The organism is Bacillota bacterium (assembly GCA_023511455.1).
Classification (GTDB): domain Bacteria; phylum Armatimonadota; class HRBIN16; order HRBIN16; family HRBIN16; genus HRBIN16.
The window spans coordinates 17,163-37,634 of the sequence record JAIMBJ010000021.1; the positions used below are offsets into that span (position 1 = coordinate 17,163).

Sequence of the window (20,472 nt, forward strand, 5' to 3'; positions counted from 1 at the left end):
TAGAACAAAGAAAACGCGAAGGTGAAACAGGAGTGTCACCGATGAGAGAGATAGGCAACACGAAGTTCAGGTCAGCTTTCACGCTGGTGGAGCTGCTGGTGGTAATGGCGATTACTGCTGTGATGCTGGGACTGCTGCTCGGTCCCATGCTGCAAAGCTTCAACTTCACACGACGGGTGCAGCGGGTGGCGCAAGCACAGGATACCGCACGCAACCTGATGGAGACCATCTCTCGGGAGATTGCCGACGCCGCTTACGTGTTCGACAACTCTCGGGTGCTGAACCCGTTGACCACTAGCAACCCCGTGAACGATGCCACCCTGCAGTTCACTCTGGTGGACCAGCGAGGTAATGCGGTCACCTTCTATCTGCCATATACCAAGATCGACTTCGTGTTGCCGGAACGTGCAACCGCAAACGGCACTGGCATTATCGACCCCACGGACGGCAGCGACTATGTCCCGCCGAGTCAGCGGGTCGGCAAGCCACCTTTGGTGCCGGTGCTTGCGGGACGTACCATCGTGCGCTATTTCATCGCCCGACGTGACCCCAGCCGTCCTTACAGCAACCGCAATGAGCAACTGCTTGCTACGGCGGCGTTAGACAACCCGTACATCTTGTGGCGTGCGCAGTTTGTGCTGTACGAACGGAATGGCAATGGGCAGTATGTACCGAATACCAAACTGTTCAAGCTCGACGACTACGGACAGCCCATCATCGACGAGCCGTGGTTCTTCTATGATACCCGCACGGCGCCGAATGGCAGGTCGTACATGCAGAACTGGCTGGAGGTCAGCCGCCCGGTGACCGAGGTGGAGGATATCGACCTGCTGAACGTACGTTACGACCAGCGCACGGGAGAGATTGTGCAGGTGACGCCGTTGATTCAGTTCCTGCCCGGTCTGGTAACGGATGACCCGGCGGTACCCACCAATCTGGACGACGCCGCCAACGAAGTGCCCAACACAATCCCCACTGCATATACGACCAAGAAGGGCGGCTGGAGCAGCCCGTTTGTGGTCACCGTCTACCGTGACGGCTTCAGCACCGTGTATACGACCGGGGACGTGAACGGACAGCTGATGGTGGCGCGTGGAGCTTCCGATGCCTTCCGTTTCAATATCACGGCTTACCAGCTGATGCAGTCGGCTGGCTGTTATGACGAAGGCACCTGGGATGCGGGGGTGTGTTCCAACCTGCCCGACCCCTGGATACAGGGAAGTGGTTCATGGGAGCGTAACCCCACTTCGCTGGACGCTCCGTATCCCTATTTGCCGTTCGATGTAGACCCGCGCTCAGGCACGGTCAGCTTCGCTATCCCTGCAGTGGCAGTGTTCCGACCGGGTGAGCGGCCGGTGTTTGAGTATCTTGCCCGCAACACGCGGGTGGATGAGAGCGGACGACGGTACCTGCTGCTCTCGGAGCCGGACATCAACAACACCGCATCCAACAACCGGCAGAGTCCGCTGAGGCTGCTGCAGACCGTGTCCATTGTGCCCGGCTCGGAACGGATTTGGGGACCAGACCAGACGACCCCACCCGGCGTGGAGCCGCGTCTGGTACCTTACACCCGCGTGCCCTGGAACGTAACGCCCGGTCCGAACCAGTATCGCATCAACTATCAGGGAACGCGCGACGGTCATCCCACGCTGCAAACCGGTTATGTGGAGTTCTGGTCGCTGTGGCAGGTGCCATCGGGCACACGGGCAGACGGCACGCCTTACGACCTGCTGCGCGTGACCTACGCGATACAGTCGAACACCAGAAATGATGTGGTGAAAGTGGATTACATGACGCGCTCGCAATACACGCTGGCAATCAGCATCAAACTGTATGACCCGACAACGGGTGACCCACTGTTGATGTCCCTGACCACGCAGGTGCGGGTGCGCAACCTGTTACGATGAGAGCGGGAGGGGGAAGTGCGAAAAATGAGTAAACCAGTGTGGACGAAGGCGATGTGTCCTGCACACGCGCAGCGTGGACAAACGCTGGTCGTGGCGGTAGTGGTCATGTTCGTCATGATGTTTATGGGCGCGCTGTTCGTGGCGATTATCGGGCGAAACCTCGAGAACGCGGCACGCAGTGGCAGAGTAACCGATGCCCAGTACTTTGCGGAGGCGGGCATCCAGTACGCCGACCAGCAGCTGACCTTCAGCGAAGAAGGTGCCGACTGGCGTCCCGTGCCGGCGAACCTGCCTCCGGACCAGTGCCGCGACCCGGACTATCAGTGGCTGCGTCCATACGCCCCCACCGAATCCACCACGTTGAACCCGTGTGGCACGCCGGCGGCTGGTCCCAGCGGCGGCTACAGTCGCGTGTTGTTCGAAAACGGACGCGCGCTGATACGGGTAAGCTATAATCCTCGTCCGTACGACCCGAACGACCCCGAGTCGGGACCGCTCTCCCGCTTCATCAAGATAGAATCTGTTGGACGGGTGGGGCGCATCGACCCGAATGACCCGACCATGCTGACCGCGGCGGCGACCGGTTTGCGGCGGGAAATGGTGGCTTACAAGGCTATCGGTATCACCGACTACCTGCGCTTCATCACCAACCGCGATAACCGCGCCAACGTGGTGGTGGAGCTGGGTGTGCCGGAAGGCATCGTGGGACACGATGCGAACGGAAACCCGATACCGGTGCGACTCATCTGGGGTAGTAACACCAGTGGTGCGCCTATCCGCGTCAACGGGAACCTCAAATGGCACGGCGAGGTGGAACTGACCCTCAATCCCCAGGCTGGAGACCGGGTGGAGGTAGCAGGAGACATCCTTCTGGCACCTCGCGCGCAGGTGACGGTGAATAACAATGCCCTGCTTCCCAGCAACAGCCCCACATTCAATACCTATGGCGGTGTGGTGCGCGACGGACGCGCCGGCGTGGGCGTGGATGGGGGAGCCCGCTTGGCAACGCGACTGGAACCACCCCTTATCGACCTGACAGACCCGGCCACCAACGTGAACCGCTACTGGAGTATGACGCGCAACTCGGGCGCGCTGGTCGGCGGGCGCAATAGCGGCTTGTTCGGCTTCGGCAGGGGTATTTACATCAATAACCGTGCCGATGTACTGCGCGAGCCGGGCTTGTTTGGCGGTCCCACCGTGCGCAGTGAGTTCCTGCGGTTGATAGACTCGCGCAACTGGCAGGGACCCTACTATGTGCCGCCGGGCGCTATCATCCGACTGAACCCCTTTGGCTTTACCATCCAGCTCACACGCGGGCGATGGCGCGCTCCGAATGGGGCAAACACCAACGCGGTGACCATGGTGTGTACATACCTGCCCGACGGACGGCTATCGCAAGACCTGCTGGACCCCTCCCTGAACAAGGCGGCGGTCGGACTGCCGTTCGTCACTCAGTTCAGCGGTGTCATCTATGCCGAAGGGAATATCCGCATTCGCGGCATCATCCCGCAGGGCAAGCAGCTCACTGTGGTGTCGGGTGGCAATATCTTCATCGAGGGCAACCTGATGAAACCGCGCCTGCCGAACGGTCTGCCCGACAACACCAGCGCCATCGCCCTGCTGGCGAAAGAGAACATTGTGGTCAATACCACGCTTTTCATCGACCCCGAACTGGGTACTGAAGCGGGCGGCTGGAACGAGCAGGACGCGCCGCTGAACTTCCCTTCGTGGCACAGGGCGATGTTGCCTACCCAGAGGCAATCCTTTGTGTTCTCATCAGCGGTTTCATTGAACACCTATTTCAGCAATACATGGCCTCATGGTCTGAAACTTCTGGTGCGCCATGCTGCCATCGAGAACGAGCAGACCAGCATCTTCCTGCACGTGAACTATCCGGTGAACGATACCAACGGCAACGGTGTTCTGGACGAAGACCTGTATCGCTTCCCGGGAGGCGTTCTGGACGCGCTGGGCTTGCCGACCATCTATGTGGTGAACGCCTCAGGGGTAAACTACGAGCATCTGGGGCTGGAACTGCTGCGCAATCTGTCGCCGTTCAACACCAATCCGCCGAACCATCCCACCAACCCGCGTAGCGACTACGTGTTGAATACCGCACCCGGCGCGGAGAACCGCCTGACCTTTGAGGTCAACAGCGGTTGGGGCAATGTGCCCGCCAACGAGTACCATCTGAGCCGGGTGGCGGTGGTACCCATGGACATTGAGATTGCTGCGCTGATGTACGCGCAGGAGGGGTCGTTTGTGGTGTTGCCGGGCGAGTGGTTCAACACCGACCCGCGCGATACCTTCCCCATCGGCTCCAGCCCGTCGTCGGTAGACCAGAACCTGCGCAGGCAGCTGTATGGGGTGCTTTCGCCGGTGTACCCGTTCTACGCTCAACCGCTGGATATTCGCATCGTGATACGGGGAGCGATTGCAGAGAACCTGCCGTGGGCGATACAGGACCAGGGCGAGTGGCTGAAGAAGTGGGGCTGGATACCGCCACAGTACGGCAATTCGGGTATCCCGATACCGCCATCGCACCTGCGCGACCCGCGTAACCCCGCGCGCGACCTGCCGATGGGCTACAATCTTATCATGGAGTACGACCCGGTGTTCACCAGCGCGGGCGTGGTGCGCGTCGATCAGTATGGACGCCGGTTGCCACCGATGCCGCGCCTGCCGGTGTGCCCAGGACTACTCTATGTCGGGGAGATGAGGTGAAATGGCGATTGCGGCATCGCGCAAGGAGCAAATGGTCTACCCTGAATCCGACGGGAAGCCGATGGCAGATAACACGAAGCAGTTTCGCTGGATAGTAACCCTCGAGGGTGGCTTCGAGGCGCTGTTCCGCGACAGGGAGGACGTGTTTGTGGCGGGTGACCTGTTCTGGTACCCCGTCGAAGGGCACCCCGATATCCGCATGGCACCTGATGTGATGATTGTCTTCGGACGCCCGAAGGGTGACAGACCCTCTTACAAACAGTGGGAAGAGGAGAACATCGCGCCGCACGTGGTCTTCGAAGTGCTGTCACCCAGCAACTCGCTGCTGGAGATGGCGAAGAAGCTAGAGTTTTACGACCGCTATGGTGTGGAGGAGTACTACCTGTATGACCCGGAAACCGGCGACTTTACCGGCTGGATTCGTGGCGAGGACGGTCGGCTGCGGGTGATAGACGAGATTCAGGGCTGGGTGAGCCCGAGGTTAGGAGTGCGCTTTGAGACCGAGAACGGCGAGCTGCGCGTCATCCGTCCCGACGGGCAGCGGTTTATGACCTATCTGGAGTTACAACAGCAAGCGGAGCAAGAGCGTCAACGCGCTGCTAAGCTGGCGCAACGCTTGCGGGAACTGGGCATCGATCCCGAGCAGATTTGAGCCGAGAGAAGGGTGATGACAATGCGAAACCGACTGGTTTTCCTGATATTTCTGGGCGTTGTGGCAGGTTGGCTGGGTATGGTGCGCACGGCACAGGGCGACGCCTATACCTATACCACCGTGCGCAAGCAGATTCGCGTCGGTGTGTTGCAAATCGGCAGTAATCCGGTACTGACGCCCTTCGTGTGGCACGTGCTGGACCGGCGCACCGACTACAAACCCGCCGGGTGGGATTTCGTCAATCCGCTGGCGGCTCCCGGCAGCCGGAAGAACATGGCGACCTACTGGGTGGTCAACCTCGACCAGATATCGATGGAAGACCTTGCCAGATATGACGCGCTGGTGGTCGCCACGCAGGGCAGTAACATCGGCTTCACCCCCGAACAGCGCGAGAAACTGCGCAAATTCGTCGACGCGGGGGGTCTGCTCTGGATAGATAACCAGACCGCGTATACCATCGATACGCGCGCTCCGCTCTTTCTGGACCTGCAGTTCAATAACGAGGGCTCAACCGGCGGATTGCTGGCATATCCGACCCATCCTCTGGTGAACGCGCCCTATCCAATAAGTGCAGGCGAGGTCAATCAGATGGGAGCCGGCATTCGCGGCTCGTTGAGCGCGGTCGGCGCGGATTTGAATGCGCCCCCTGCACCCGGTGTGCTGGCTCCGATTGTGGTGCGTCAGGACAATCGCCGTCCGGTTCTGGCGGCTGGTCAGTATGGCAGTGGAGCAGTGGTGGTCTCTTCGATAGGAATCGCTTATGCCCTCAGTCAGGCGGTTGCGCCGCCGGGAGGACCCGTAGCAAACGAGAACTTCTTTGCAGCCGCGCCACAGAACCTGAAGTTCGGCTACAACATGATACAGTGGGCGTCGGCGTTTACCGCTCAGCGCAAGAACGCCCGACGCACCGCCGGTAGTTTCGAAAGCATCGGTGCGCCGCTGGTGGAGAAGTGGGGCTTGACCGGACTGCAGGCAGTGGGCACCTTCGCCTCCGCTCCGGTATTCTACAATGGCGCGCTGTTTGTGGTGGGGGCGTCGCCGTTCGGCGACCTGCGCCTGTACTGCTTCGACGCGAACCCGCGCCGCGACATCGACGGCGACGGCAACGAGGACGACGGTCTGCCCGACCTGTGGCAGCGCGGCACGCCATACGACGAAATCTGGGAGGCTCCGCTGGGAAGCGAACCCGCCTCGACACCGCAGATTGTGGAGATTGCACCCAGCAGTAATGACCCCCTGCAACGTGCGCTGGTGGTTGTTGCGCTGAAGAACGGAACCGTGCAGGCGTACCGCGCGTTCCCTCGCACTGGAGGTATCAACACCCCGATTGCGGGGCTATCGGACGGCTCGAATCTGGTCTGGGAACGCACATTGCCTAACGCCGTGCCGTTCGACGATGAGAACGTGCCTGCTCCAGCCTTTGCGGAAGGGTTAATCGTGGTTCCCGCTGCTCAATCGGGCACCGGCGGTAACAATGGGCGGCTCTACGTACTGTGGGCAGCCACCGGCGACATCATCAACTCAGGCAGTGCAGGGCAGGACTGGATACAGCCGCGTACCAATCTGCCCCTCATCCGCGGCGGCGTGACGCTTGGCTATGTGCAGGACAGAGGACAAACAGGCGAAGGCTCTATCGCCAACGACCTGATGGCTTACGTTTCCACTGCGCCCAGCTCCACGACCGGCACGCTGACCAGTTCGGTATACGCCTTCTGGTTGGGTACCAGGGGCGAGGTGCTGAGCAATCCCAATAACGACAAGCGCACCTTCGTGACGCGCGCACAGGGACGGCAGCTGCATATCTTCCTGGCGGATACCAGCGTTCCCTACGCTTCCCTGAACCCGGTGGTGTGGGTGTACAATCGCGAATCGACCGGCGCGCTGACGCTCGTAGACCGCTATGACCTGCCCGACTCGCGCATTACCGTGAACGCGGGCACCATCGTGTTTGCCAGCCAACCCGCGGCGAACCCCGTGGTGGTGATGAACTACTTCATCGACTGGGGTAAATCACCCGGCACGCCCATCCGCAGCACGGTGGGCATCGCGGATGTTGTTCCCAACCCCAGTAAGACCATCATGGACCAGCCTGCACTGGATGCCAGTGATAACGTGATTTACACCACCGACAACGGTAGCATCTACGGCTTACTGGAACAGCCCGGCAACCGTACGGTCATGCGCTGGCGGTGGCAGCTGCATGGCGGCTACACCGACCAGATTACACCGCAGCAGTCGGTGAATGTGCCGCCGTCGCTGGTGCTGAAGCACACGCTGTTTGGTACCAGAGTGCCGCCGGGGGCTGAGGTAGGGCTGACGCCGGGTGGCTTCACCGCGCCGCCCGCCGTCTTCGGCGACACCACCTACGCGGTAGCGGAAGCACGGGGCACCTTCCCGGGTATTCCGTTCCCCATTTCGGGTACCGTGCTGATGGCGTTCCAGAACAACCCGAAAGTGGAGCTGCGCCTGCGCGATGAGAACGGCAACCCGGCGTCCATTCCTGCCAACGCCACCCTGCAGATTCGGCAGGTGGATGTGATACGCAGCACCAGCGGTACCACGCAGTACACCTACGTGCAACCGGCGCAGTATTCGGTGAACCGTGCGGCGGGCGTGATAACCATCAACAACATGATGCCAGGCGCAGGCGGGGGAGGTGCCGTCTTCGCTTTCAGCCTGTCGCAGCCCACCCTGGTGGTGGTGACCGCGGGCAGCGAACCTCCGCGCCAGTATTACATCCAGCCCGCCACATACAGCAACCTGAAATGGTTCATGTTCATTCCCTCGGTTCGGGTAAAAGCCTCACCGGTGGTGGCGGGCGATGTGGTCTACCTGTCGGCGCAGGTGGACGCGCCGGGCGTGCAGGTATCCACTGTCATCGCGGTCTCTGCAGACCCCACTGCTACCGACCCCAGCATCCAGCAGGGTGACGACGTACCCCTGCTCACGCAAGAGTCGGACAAGCCGAACCACGTGCTGTGGCCCGCGCTGGGCAAGCCCGCTGATTACGGGTATGACCCCACCAACCCGGCAACGTGGGGACCGTCGCTCATTAACCTGCTAACGGCGACCCTGAACGAGCTCCGTCGGGCGCAGGTGGGCACGCGGGGCATCGCGGCAGTAGCGGCGTCGAACGGACTGCTGGCGGCGGTGGGCGATACGGGCATTAAAGTGTTCGAGCGACAGATGACACTGATCGCCGATAGCCACCGGTTGCTGGAGATGGACCCCGGCGGCAAAGTGGCATGGAGCATGGATGCCAGCAAACTATGGGGTGCAGCTTCTGGAGGCTCCGCTCCAGTGGTTAGCATCACTCCGACCTCGGTCGCGCGCCCTGCGCGGGTATACCGCACCAGTGCCAACGAAATGATTGTGGTGGACACGGGCAACAACCGCATTGTGTGGGTAGACAAGGCGGGCAACGTGAAGTCGGAGCTGCGCCGCTTCGAGAACCCGCCGCGTCTGGACCTGTCTGACCCGAGCAAGCCGCCTGCGCCACTGGCTCCGGGTGACCCGCATGAGCTGCGGGAGCCCCAGGACATCAGCGTATACGCGGAGTACGTGCCCAGAGTCGGTGCGGACGGCAGGCGTCTCAATCCGTTTGAGGATGCCCAGGACCTGGAGTACTGGGTGCATTACCTGATTGCCGACACGGGCAACGGACGGCTGGTGGACGTGATAGACCGTTACGCTGCGGACAGCGCCACCGGCGCGGTTGGTCCACTGATTGCGGCGCGGCAGCTGCTGTGGACCAGCGCGGAGGGCGCTGAGCGGCGCAAGTACCGCTACACGGGCGTGCAGCGGGTGGTTTCCGGATACAGAGCGGGTGCGCCGGTGTTCACGCTGGTGGCAACGGTGGCGAATTATCGGGTGCGTCCGGATGGGACGGGCGAAGAGGGCGTCGGTGGCACGGTGATGGTGCGCACCATCGGCGCCGGACTGGACATCACCGAGGCTTTCAGCGAGGTGCTTCTGCCCAACGAGCCTCTGGGGTCGAACAACCGCGTGCCCATCGGCAGCCCCAACAGCGTGCAGGTCTATCCGGTACGCTACGACAGCGGCACGGGAGAGGTTGTGTACCATATCGTGCTGGCGACGGACAAGGGCGTGTTCGACCTCGAACGCCTTGCCCCCAACCAGTGGCGCATCAAATGGCGATTAACGGATGAGGTCTACCGCAGCCTCACCCATCTACGCGACCGCATCCGGGGACCCCAGCCGGTAGACACCTATATCAGCCGCGCCATTCCACTGTGGGCGGTCAGCGCGGTACGTCTGGCGAACGGTCACTATCTGATATGCAACGCCTACCGTGGGGTATTGCCCGATAGCAGTCGCTTCAATGGCGAGGTGTTCGAGATAGACCCCAGCAACTACAATCCGGGCGCGACCCGCACCGAGAACGAGATCGACGGTCCTCGCACGTATCTGACCGATGGAATGCGGCCGGAAGACATCGTGTGGTGGACGCCCAGACGGGTGAAAAGCTGGGCAAACGTGAGCGAGGTCATCAGCAGCGATACGTATCGGGTGGATACGCCGTTCTTTGCGGACAGACCGTTCTAGGGCTGATCCTGACCGGGCAATCCTGTGGACGGCGAGGCACGCGCCATGCCGTTGCCGAACGAACGGGCATCTCCGGTCGTCAAATAGCATTGACAGAATCAAGCAGACCACTGCCGAGTGAAGCGAGGTTGGGATAAACATGGCAACAGCGAGAGGATGGTTACTGGCTTGTGTCATCGGAAGCGTACTGCTCATACAGTATGCGGCTCGGGCGGACGACTTTCCGATGTTCCGCCGTGACTCCCAGCGTACGGGGGCGACGAACCTGACTACAGAAGCGGGTCCGGGCAGAGCATTCCTGCGCTGGTGGTGGCCCGCACAGCAGGACAGGGGCATCCCCCTGGAGATCGACCGCGACGGGGTCAATCGTGCGGGCGACTACGCGGTGATACAGGGCTCGGTGACCACCATCAACATTACCGATGCCAATGCGGTCACCGATTGCTTCCGCGACTCTTACGACTATGCCAGCGCGGTCAATCCGAGCAACGCCGATGACCCCACCAGCGGCGCGACGGTGGTTGTCCGCTGGCGCAACGCCACTCCCGCCGAACTCGACCCGGATAACTCCGCCTATAACCCGCTTGTTGCCAGACCGACTCGCTATCAGATTGCGTTGTGGTTCCCCTCCAGCGGCACGGCAAACGGACGGAACGTCCGCGAGGCGGTGGTCAAAGTCCGCTATCCCGTAGGAGCCAACGATTACAAAGAGATTATCCTGATAGTGAACCAGACAGCCGGTGGACGATGGGTGCGATTGGGAACAGCAGGTAGCACCGCGTATATTTACAATTCCGGCACCGGGAAATGGGAGCGCACCCTGCTTCGCGGCGACCTGTTGTTCCCCTTTGATGGTCGTCGCCCCGTGGAGGTCTATGCCTACAATACCTCCACCCACACCGACGAGGACGGCAACTTTGATGACGCTGGTCGGCTGGTGGTGTTTGACGGCGTACGCTTCATGCCCGACATGGGGGCGTTTTATTCCTCACCGGTTGCCGCGACCATCCGGGTAGCGCCCGGGCGCTCCGAGCAGCTGGTGTACATCGGGCGCATCGAGCGGGTTCCTTCTGACGATGACCCCACCGCCAGCGTGGAAATCGGCGTGCTGTACTGCTTTGACAACGTGGGGCGGGTGGTCTGGCGGTATCCGTTAAACGTCAGCGGTCAACGTGCGGTCACCGTGGATGACGCCGATGGCGCACCTGCGTTCCAGGCGGATGTAGGGTGGGTTACTCCCCCCGTGTTACAGCCTGAGCCGTATGGAACCAGCTACGTGCAAGCACCCGTCGTCCCGACTTCCGACCCCGACACCTGGTTGCGCGTGCGGTGGCAGCCCGACCTGCAGCCCTCCAGCGGTAGCACGACAGCCCGATACACCGTTTACGTCTGGTTACCGCAGGACGATGGCACTGTTGCCAGAAGCACGGTCGCACGCTACATCGTCCACCACGAGGAGGGCACAACCGTCGTGGAGGTAGACCAGACACAGAACACTGCCGGAGGGCAGTGGTTCAGTTTGGGAACCTACCTGATGCGACAGGGCACAACGAACTATGTGGAGCTGGTCAACTATACGCGCCTTGCTTCAGAAGTTGGGCGCGTGGTGATTGCCGACGCCGCCCGGTTCGTGGAGCAGGGCACTGGCGCGAGCGGCGTCTTCTCCACGCCTGTGGTGCAAACGGTGCCGATGCGTGTATCGGGAGGCACTGTCGTCGACCGGCAGGTGGTCTTCTTCTCCGCGAACAACGGGAAGGTGTATGCGCTGGACGCCGTTGGCAACGGCGACGGGACCACCTTCTCATACTGGATATGGCCGCAGGAACCTCTGAACGAACGTCCGGTCGTCGGTTCGTTCGGTTACTCTTCGCCGCTAGTGGTCAACATCGGCACGAGCGGTAGCCCCGATTGGCGGGTGTATGTGGCAAACTCGAACGGGCGAGTGTACTGTCTGGACGCCAGCGGCAACGGCGACTTCAGCACGAGCAACCCCGGCACCACCGACCGCATCTGGGTGTATCCCGCAGCGGACAAGGCGGCGGTGGTGGATGGGTTCGTGTCGTCTCCTGCCTATAACCGCACGCAGGGTGAAGGCCCCACCGTTTTCGTCGGTGGTCTGGATGGACGTTTGTACGCTCTGGATGCCGAAGGGGACAATGGCACTACCACCGAGCGATGGATTTACCCCGGCAAATATGAACCTGCGTCCGGGGACGACCCTTCTTTACCCGAAGAACTGCCACTGGACCCCATCTCCACCACTCCTGCCGTGTTCGACGGCAAGGTGTACTTCGCCGCCGCCGACGGGCGCGTGTACTGCGTGAAGGAGAAGGGCACCGGACGCCGGCGCACCGAGCGCGTGTGGGTGTGGCCCTACGCACAGCGACCACCGATAAGCACCGCTGGCGACGAGGAGCCGGTGGAGCCGTTTGTCTACTCCTCGCCGACAGTGGCGGCGCAGGTGAACACCATCACCGGCGTGCGCGATGTGGTGTTCATCGGCGACCGGGGCGGCACGGTCTATGCTCTGGACGCACAGGGCATCGGCAACGGCAGAACGGAGCTGGTATGGCAGGACGTGACCAACCCCGCGAGCCCCGTTGCTTCTGCCAGTGGCTCGTTGGGAGCAGCAATCTATTCGTCGATGACGTTTACTCAGATTATCCCGAGCCGTTCGGCAACCGGGGCGACGCCGTTGCCTGCGGTGGTGTTCGGCTTGATGGACGGCAAGGTGCTGGCGTTGAACGCCTTTAACGGTGGGCCGGGCTCCTTCCGGCAGGTGCTGGACAACAATAACAACGTCATCAACGTGCGCGGGGATGTGCTGTGGGGCTGGCAGACGCTGGGTGAGCAGGTGTTTGCCTCGCCCGCGGTGGCGAACAACTGGATGTACATTGCTGGCGATGACGGCATCATCTATGCGTTCTCGCCCACAGGGGGCTATCTGACGCCGGGCGAGCCTCCGGGGGCGGAGCTGGTGGATGCTTTACTCAGCCCGAACCTGGCGAATCTGCAGGTGGAGGTCTTTACTGCGCAGGAGTACGCCGATATCGTGCAACGGCGCACCCGCACCCCGGAGGAAGTGGTCGCAGGTGGGCACACGCGCAAAGTGGGCTACGAATGGGGCGACACGGTGTACGTGATTGCCTACGGCATGCAGGGATTGGTGCCGCCTGCGCGTTCGGTCACGCTTACTCTGCGAAGCCGCGCCGCAACGGTGAACCGCACCGTAGGGGTTGTTCCTTATGGCAGTGATACCGGCCCGGCGCAGAAGTGGATGGCGTATCATGCCTTCCGTATCACCCCCACCCAGGACGGCGATGCGTGGACGCCTGGCGCACGTTATGCCGCGGCGGTGCGGGTAACCTCCACCACCACATCCGGCGGCGGGCAACAGACCGCAACCATGACGCTGGAGCGCACACCGGAGCCGTATTTCGAGTTCACCATCGCCCATCCGCTGGCTCTGCGTATACTGAACCCGGATGGCACGGTCAATCCGAACCTGGAAGTGGGCTGGATTGGGCAGACGGTGGTAGGTACCTCCGTGCCTCAAGAGCTGAGCATGAACGGCAATGCAGGCAAGTTCCTGCAGCTGGAAATCGGTCTGGTGCCACATGGCGCCAGTAGTGCGCGCCTGATACAAATTGCCGACCGCTCTAAGGTAGCCTTGCGCGGCGGTGACCCGCTACGCGTGAAGGTGCAGCGGGCGAACGTTGCCTGGCATAACAACGACGACGGCTCTCTCGCGGTGATTAACCCGCTGCCCTGGGACGAATTGCCCGTGAATATCCCGAACACCAGCGTGGACTACCCCGATATCCCTGAGCGGGCGGTGAAGGTGGCAGCTGGTGGTGCAGACCTGTTTGCCGCATCGCGCGGCGGCGCTCTGGCAGCCCCCACCGACCCGGTCGGCGTAGAGCCGGAGTGGACCAGCTGGACGCTGATTCCGACCGTGGGCGAGGTGAGTGTGCAGGTACCGCGCTTCCAGCCGGCGAACCTGGTGGGCTTCGACGGAGAGAATCCGTACACGGCGCGCGGTTACGCTACCCGTATCCGCCGTCCCATCCGCATCTACGTGGATGTGAACAACAACGGTCAGCTGGACCTGCCGGGCGGAGCGGCACTGAGGCAAACGCCTCCGGCTACCCGCGAGGAGCCGTACCGCGAGTTCCGGATCACGCTGGGCGTGCCGCCCGATATGCGCCTGCGCGTGGAGGAGGAGACCGTCGATATCGGTGCGGTACCGCACGGTTTCGGTGTGCACCCCGACCCGGCGAACTTCGCCTTCCGCCCGCCTATCTCCGATGCGGACCCGGTGTATAACACCAACCCGTGGTACCGGGCGATAAAACCTGCGTGGAAACCCTTCACGGTGCGCAGTCTGAGTAACGTGAACCTGCTGAACGTGCGCGCTGTGGGGTCGGTGGACTACCTGGATGCCAGCGGCAACCCGGTGTTCCAGAACCCACTGCCAATCACGCTGGTCAGCGACCAGGTAAGCCCGTTCTACTGGGAGGTTAGCCCGCTGGGCGACCCAACCTTTACCTTCCACAAACCGGCGCTGACGGCGGGTTGGGTGCGTCGCCCGGATGGCAGCGTGGTACAGCAGAACGTGTTTACCTCGCTGGACTTGATTTACGACCCGATGTGGTTAACGTTCCGCCCGCCGCAGTACCAGGGCTTCCCGGGGATGCATACGCTGCACAAGCCACGCCCGGACAGTAGTCCAACGGTGCTGTCTATTCCCGACAAACCTTACCCGGGCGCAGCGGGTGGTGCATTCGACAATGTGCCCACGACCAAACCTCTGGTCAGTGTGCAGGTTCCGCTGGGCACGCCGGCGGGAACCTACAGCAACTACATCCGCATCTTCGAGGCGGCGTCGTGGAACCCGTATGTGCTGGGTATCCAGGCCAACAATCAGCCCGCGCAGCCCGTCAGCGAACCCACCATGCGCGTGAAGGTGACTGTCACCGAATCGCGCTTGACCAACAGCTGGACGAGCGGTTCTCTGCCTCAGCTGGACACGGTGTGGCAGGGTATCCCGCCGCAACCCGGACAGCCGGGCTACCTGGCGGCGAACGTACAACCCGCCGCGCTGATGTTGCCGGAGGGAATGTTGCTGGCATGGAGCAGCAACTGGAGCCGCAACCGCGTCACCGAAGACGGCAGCGACAGCTACCGCGAGACGCAACCCTCAGGTAGCAACGCCTGGTTCCTGCATCTCGCGGTGCTGCCGCGCGATGCACAGCGCGGGGTGTGGACAGCCGCCTCACCGAATCAATGGTGGAGCGGACGCGGTGTGGAATACCCGCGTGACCCCACGAACAGCTCCGTGCGCGACAAGTACGGCAGACTGTTCACTACCCAGCCCGGTACGGTGATACCGTCCTCCATCAAACACTACTCGCCCACGTTCTTCATTGTGGGTGGACAACCCTATCTGCTGTGGCAGGGGCAGGCAGCGAAGAGGCAGGACACCGGCGTGGTGCTCACCGAAAACGTGACCTTCGTCGCGCCGATAGTGAACGGTGTGCCGGGTACCCCTGTTGCGCTGGGCAACGATGTCTGGCTGCCGCGCTTCCAGCCTCGCGTGGTTGTGGTGGGCGGTGTACCGGTGATGTTCTGGTATAGCGGCGCCAGCGGACGTTACACCATCTACTATAACGCCTGCCTGGGCAATCCGTTGAACCCCAGCGCGTGGACGCGCGACCAGCAACTGCCGGTGCCCGCGGTGGTGACCAACGCCTTTGAACCGCTGGCTATCCCGCGCCTTGGCGCGCTGGATGTCATCTACACGGCTTCCACCAAGACGAGACAAACCAATGAGCTGATACTCACCCGCTTCACGCTGGGTGGCGGTGGCAGACTGGTTCCGGTGGACCTGCCGCCCGTGCGCGGGGAGGTGCTACAGCGCATCGGTACCACCAACGTGTGGATGTCGCGCGACCTGTCATGGAACCGCAACCAGCGCATCCGCATCTGGCGCGTGGGCGACCCGCACCCGCTGGCAGCCAGCGACATCCAGCAATCGGGTGACTACTATTACGACCGGCGCTATGACTCGAACACGGGTATCCTGTACCTGACCCGCTACACCGACAGCGCACGCACGCAAATCGACTGGCAGGCGGTGATCGACCTGTCGGCGGGCACAGTGACCTTCCCCTATCGTGCGCCATCGCGCACCGATGTGGTGTTTGCGGATTACACGCCGCGCGCCATGCGCCTGACTGCCAATCACGGCTGGAACTCGCTGGTACCGAACGATGGCGTGCCCGTGCCGCAACCCGTCGCCTTCTACGCGGGGGCGAACAGCGCGCCCACCGGTGGGCTGGAGAAGTCGCTGAACCCGCGCTGGAAGTACATCCTGCCCGCGCTCAACAACCCCACGCAGTCGCCACCGGTGGACAGGCTGTGGTTGTTCTACCGCAAGTCTACTGGCTCCACGCCGGCGGAAGTGTTCGTGGTGAAGACCATGCGCCTGGGAGTGCAACTGCCCACACCGGTGTTCACACCCATCATTACCGACGGTCAGGGCGAGCGACGTCCCGATGTGTCGGGGGTGTCGGTCACGGGCATCAGCGCGCCTGTTGGCCCGGTGGAGGTGGACTTCGCGCGAGGGCGCATCTACTTCACCGAGGCGGACGAGGGCAAACTGGTCAGCATCACCTACATTGGTCTGGACGCGCAGGGCAATCCGGAATCTTCGCCGCGCACAGTGGCAGGCGTGGTGCGCTGGATCGACGAGACCTCCGAAGCCACCGAAGGTTCGCAGGCGCTGGTGCCGCTGGTGGGCGCAACCAGCGAAAGCAACCTGTTTGCCCTCAAGGACGAGTTCGAGCCGAAGGTGTGGCTGTTCTGGAACAGCACGCGCACCGGCACCAGTGACCTGTTCTTCCAGACCTTCAGCCCGCGACTGTATCCGGACGTCATCGTGCCGTAACTATGTGGGGGCAGACGCAGGGCGTCTGCCCCCTTTCTCATCGATCCCCCGCTCCACCCGTCCTTCATCCAGTCGTTCCGCCACAACGGTCTTTGCGCCAGATGTCGGATATGCTATATTATAGTCTCGGAGCAATGAGGATGCATGAAGAACGACTGCGCGAACAAATGAGCTTGCTATACCTGCCCGAAGCGGTGCAGGAGGAACCCGTTGTTGACCAAGATTGGGACTACGCAACCGCCAATACCAAAACGCACACGCACGGGTTCCACACCTACCCTGCCATGATGATTCCGCAGGTAGCCCGACGGCTGATACGCCTGTATGCACGTCCCCACGAAACACTGTTAGACCCTTTTTGTGGTTCAGGTACGTCTTTAGTGGAGGCGCGGTTGGCGGGGCTGAACGCCTATGGGATAGACCTCAACCCTCTGGCGGTGTTGCTAGCGAGGGTGAAAACCACGCCTCTGCCCGCAGACCACCTGCAAGCCGCTCTGTCGCAGATATACGAGCGCTACCGACAGCTCCGGAGCCTTCCGGAAGAGGAGCAAATCCACCGAATTCCGCGCTTTTTCCATATCGATTACTGGTTTGCGCCAGCGATACAACGCGACTTAGCGCTGCTGCGCGATGTCATCCTTGAGATACCACACCAGCCGACACGTGAGTTCTTTCTGGTGGCTTTCTCGCATACGGTGCGCGAGTGTTCCTACACGCGCAAAGGCGAGTTCAAACTGTATCGCATTCCCTTAGAGCAGCAACACAATCACCAGCCCGATGTACTGGCAGTGTTCTTAGCGAAAGCCGAGGCGAATATTGCGGGGATGACGCAGTTTGCTAGCGAAATCAAACCGGCGACATGGGTTCAGGTGTTCCAAGCGGACACACGTCAGCGCCAACCGATACCGGACGAGAGTGTCGATATTGTGGTGACATCGCCACCGTATGGCGATTCGCACACGACAGTGGCTTATGGACAGTTCTCACGCTTGTCGTTGCAGTGGCTGGGTCTGTCAGACGAGGAAGCCAAGAGCATCGATACTCGGGCGCTGGGCGGGAAGGATACCGGCGACAGCCAGCGGAACTATCAGTCACGCAGCCTTGAAGACACCTTGTCGCAAATCACGTCTCGCGACAAACGGCGGGCGAAGCAGGTACGTGCTTTTTACGACGATTTCGCCTTGTGCCTGAAAGAGATAACGCGGGTCTGTCGGTTGGGAGCAAGAGCCTGCTTCGTAGTGGGTAATCGTACTGTGCGAGGAGTGAAAATCCCCACAGATACCATTTTGGTGGAGATGGCGCAGTGTTTCGGTTGGCGGTTACGAGACACTTTCGAGCGGCGGATTCCCAACAAGCGCATGCCTCTGCAAAACAGCCCTAGCAACGTGCCCGGCGAAAAAGGAGAGACGATGACGCGAGAGCATATTGTCGTGTTGGAGAAAGAGGTATGAATCAGTGGGAAGACCTTCAGAGGGAGTTACAAGGTAGCAAGGGCTTTGCTGCCTGGGTGAGACAGCAGGTTATCCCTCGGGGCACACAACTTGCGGAAGAGGCACGACAGCACGTTTTCCGGCAACGATGGAATAATACTTTACCCTCGCAAGATGAAATACTGCGGGATGTGGATTCTCTGTTTTGTGAGTTTCTCGACACTGAGTATGCACTCTACTTGAGGTATGAGGAGCAATGCGCGCTCAAGGCAGTTGAGCTTGCTTTGAGTGACCACGCAGCACAGCAATATCCAAATACCTCTTATTTGATTAAATCGGCAATATCCGCCTTAGAGACGCCTACCACGTCTCCGTTGGAGAAACTGAAGGCAGTGGCGGAGCACCTCAGACCTTTTTACCGACTGTTTGAGCAGTCTCTGGCACAGGGGCGCATGAGTAGAGCAGGGGGCAGTGCTCAACTCCACCTGGACTATCTTCTGAGGCACCTTGGTTATGCTGGCGAATTCGAAACGCAGCAGGTTTTGAACGGCAAAGTCGATTTTCTCTTTCCAAGCAGACAGGCATGGGAACTGGATAGACAGCGATGTATCGTTGTCTCAGTCAAGCGTTCGCTCCGTGAGCGATATAAGCAGGTTTTCGAGGAACTCGGTATCACAGGAGGTTTGACTGTTTATTTGGTCATTACGCAAACTCTTGATGAAGCAAAAAAAGACCTGACGAAAGAGAAGATAGATAATATTCGCAAGCAGAACGTTTATCTCGTCGTGCGAGATGTGGTCAAGAACAACATGTTTCCCAAAGAGAATCGAGCCTTAAGTTTCTCCCAATTTATGACAGAGGAACTCCCTTTGCGCCGACGTCTTTGGCAACCCTTGTTGGGGGAGCAGAGGTAATGCCTAGGCCGATGCAAATGGTGCTCCATCTGCCGATTTTCGAGGGTCCGTTGGACCTGTTGCTCCACCTCGTGCGTGAGAACAGGGTTTCCATTACCGACATCCCCATTGCGCTTATCACTGACCAGTATCTGGAATACCTGCGCATGATGGAGGAGCTGGACCTGGACATCGCCAGCGAGTTTCTGGTGATGGCGGCGACCCTGCTGGAGATTAAATCGCGCATGTTGCTGCCGAAACCGCCCCGATTGGAAGAGGAAGACGAAGAGGAAGACCCGCGCGCGCAGCTGGTGGCGCGGCTGGTGGAGTACCAGAAATACAAAGCGCTGGTGGAGACGCTACAAACATGGGAAGCCGAACGCAAGCAGTGGTTCTTTCGCAGCCCCGATGCGCCGGTACCGGATTACGAACTGCCCATCCCGCTCGGGGAGCTGACCCCACAACACCTGCTGCGTGCGCTGGAACGGTTGCTCGCGGAGGCGGTAGATACCCCGCCGCCTGCCATTCTCATCCCGCGCAAGAGACTGTCTCTACGGTTGAAGATAGTGGAAGTATGGCGGCGGATACATACTGCCGCAGAGGGGTTGCGCTTTGAGCAGTTGCTGGATGCGCCGTTCACCCGATGGGAGGTGCTGCTGACCTTTCTGGCGGTACTGGAGCTGATGCGACAGGGCAGGGTGGAAGCCCGTCAGGACGAACTGTTCGGCGAGATTACCCTGTGGGCGCGAAAGGAGGCAGGCGATGGACATCCCACAGCTTAGCCGCGCACTGGAGTGCGTGCTGTTTGTCGCCACTGAACCGGTGCCGATGAAAACGCTGATAGAGGTCTTCCGTGTCGAGGAGCCACAGTTACAGCAGGCGATCGAAGCTCTGGAAGACCGTCTGCAGGCAAGCGGTTTGCAGGTGGTGCGGGTGGCAGGAGGTTATCAGCTGTGCACGCGCCCGGAGTATGCTGAGGTGGTAGCGCGTTACCTGCAGCCGCAACCCAGTAAGCTGTCCCGTGCCGCGCTGGAGACCGTCGCCATCATCGCCTACCGCCAGCCGATTACCCTGCCGGAAATCGAGGCGATTCGTGGGGTACAATCGGAAGGGGTTGTCCGCACGCTGTTGCAGCGTGGATTGATTCAGGAGGTCGGGCGTAAGCCCACGGCGGGCAGACCTGTGCTTTACGGCACGACGCCACAGTTTCTGCATTACTTTGGGCTGAATTCGCTGGACGAACTGCCTGAACTGGAGGAGCTCAGCCCACCAGAGGGGAATCAGAGCGAAGCACTGGAGCTGTCGCCGGGGTAATCAGCGTCGGTGTGCAGAGCATCGCGTGATAACGCTT

9 protein-coding genes are annotated in these 20,472 nt (G+C 61.0%); all 9 read left to right on the forward strand.

Going from position 1 to position 20,472, the window contains the following annotated elements; genetic code table 11:
- The first annotated feature begins 41 nt into the window (after positions 1–41).
- The 9 genes from K6U75_11475 (at position 42) to scpB (ending at position 20,435) form a co-directional block, all read left to right on the forward strand.
- Positions 42–1,907 (forward strand): type II secretion system GspH family protein, encoded by a 1,866-nt coding sequence (locus K6U75_11475; GenBank protein ID MCL6475659.1) that lies wholly within the window; start codon positions 42–44, stop codon positions 1,905–1,907.
- A 24-nt stretch (positions 1,908–1,931) separates the two neighbouring features.
- On the forward strand, positions 1,932–4,631 hold the full coding sequence (locus K6U75_11480; GenBank protein ID MCL6475660.1) for a hypothetical protein: 2,700 nt from the start codon (positions 1,932–1,934) through the stop codon (positions 4,629–4,631).
- Between the two features lies 1 nt (position 4,632).
- Positions 4,633–5,283 (forward strand): Uma2 family endonuclease, encoded by a 651-nt coding sequence (locus tag K6U75_11485; protein ID MCL6475661.1) that lies wholly within the window; start codon positions 4,633–4,635, stop codon positions 5,281–5,283.
- A gap of 21 nt (positions 5,284–5,304) precedes the next feature.
- Positions 5,305–9,849, forward strand: a complete 4,545-nt coding sequence (locus K6U75_11490) for a hypothetical protein (GenBank protein ID MCL6475662.1) — start codon at positions 5,305–5,307, stop codon at positions 9,847–9,849.
- A 139-nt stretch (positions 9,850–9,988) separates the two neighbouring features.
- Positions 9,989–16,798, forward strand: a complete 6,810-nt coding sequence (locus tag K6U75_11495; GenBank protein MCL6475663.1) for a PQQ-binding-like beta-propeller repeat protein — start codon at positions 9,989–9,991, stop codon at positions 16,796–16,798.
- 140 nt (positions 16,799–16,938) lie between these two features.
- Positions 16,939–18,249 carry a site-specific DNA-methyltransferase gene (locus K6U75_11500; GenBank protein ID MCL6475664.1) on the forward strand — a complete coding sequence of 437 codons (1,311 nt, stop codon included), beginning with the start codon at positions 16,939–16,941 and terminating at the stop codon, positions 18,247–18,249.
- Positions 18,246–19,142 (forward strand): hypothetical protein, encoded by an 897-nt coding sequence (locus tag K6U75_11505; protein ID MCL6475665.1) that lies wholly within the window; start codon positions 18,246–18,248, stop codon positions 19,140–19,142. The genes K6U75_11500 and K6U75_11505 overlap by 4 nt, the downstream gene beginning before the upstream one ends.
- Positions 19,142–19,903, forward strand: a complete 762-nt coding sequence (locus K6U75_11510; protein MCL6475666.1) for a segregation/condensation protein A — start codon at positions 19,142–19,144, stop codon at positions 19,901–19,903. The genes K6U75_11505 and K6U75_11510 overlap by 1 nt, the downstream gene beginning before the upstream one ends.
- Entirely contained in the window at positions 19,884–20,435 is a 552-nt protein-coding gene (gene scpB, locus K6U75_11515) for an SMC-Scp complex subunit ScpB (GenBank protein MCL6475667.1), read from the forward strand. Before K6U75_11510 ends, scpB begins: the two co-directional genes overlap by 20 nt.
- Positions 20,436–20,472: the final 37 nt, after the last annotated feature.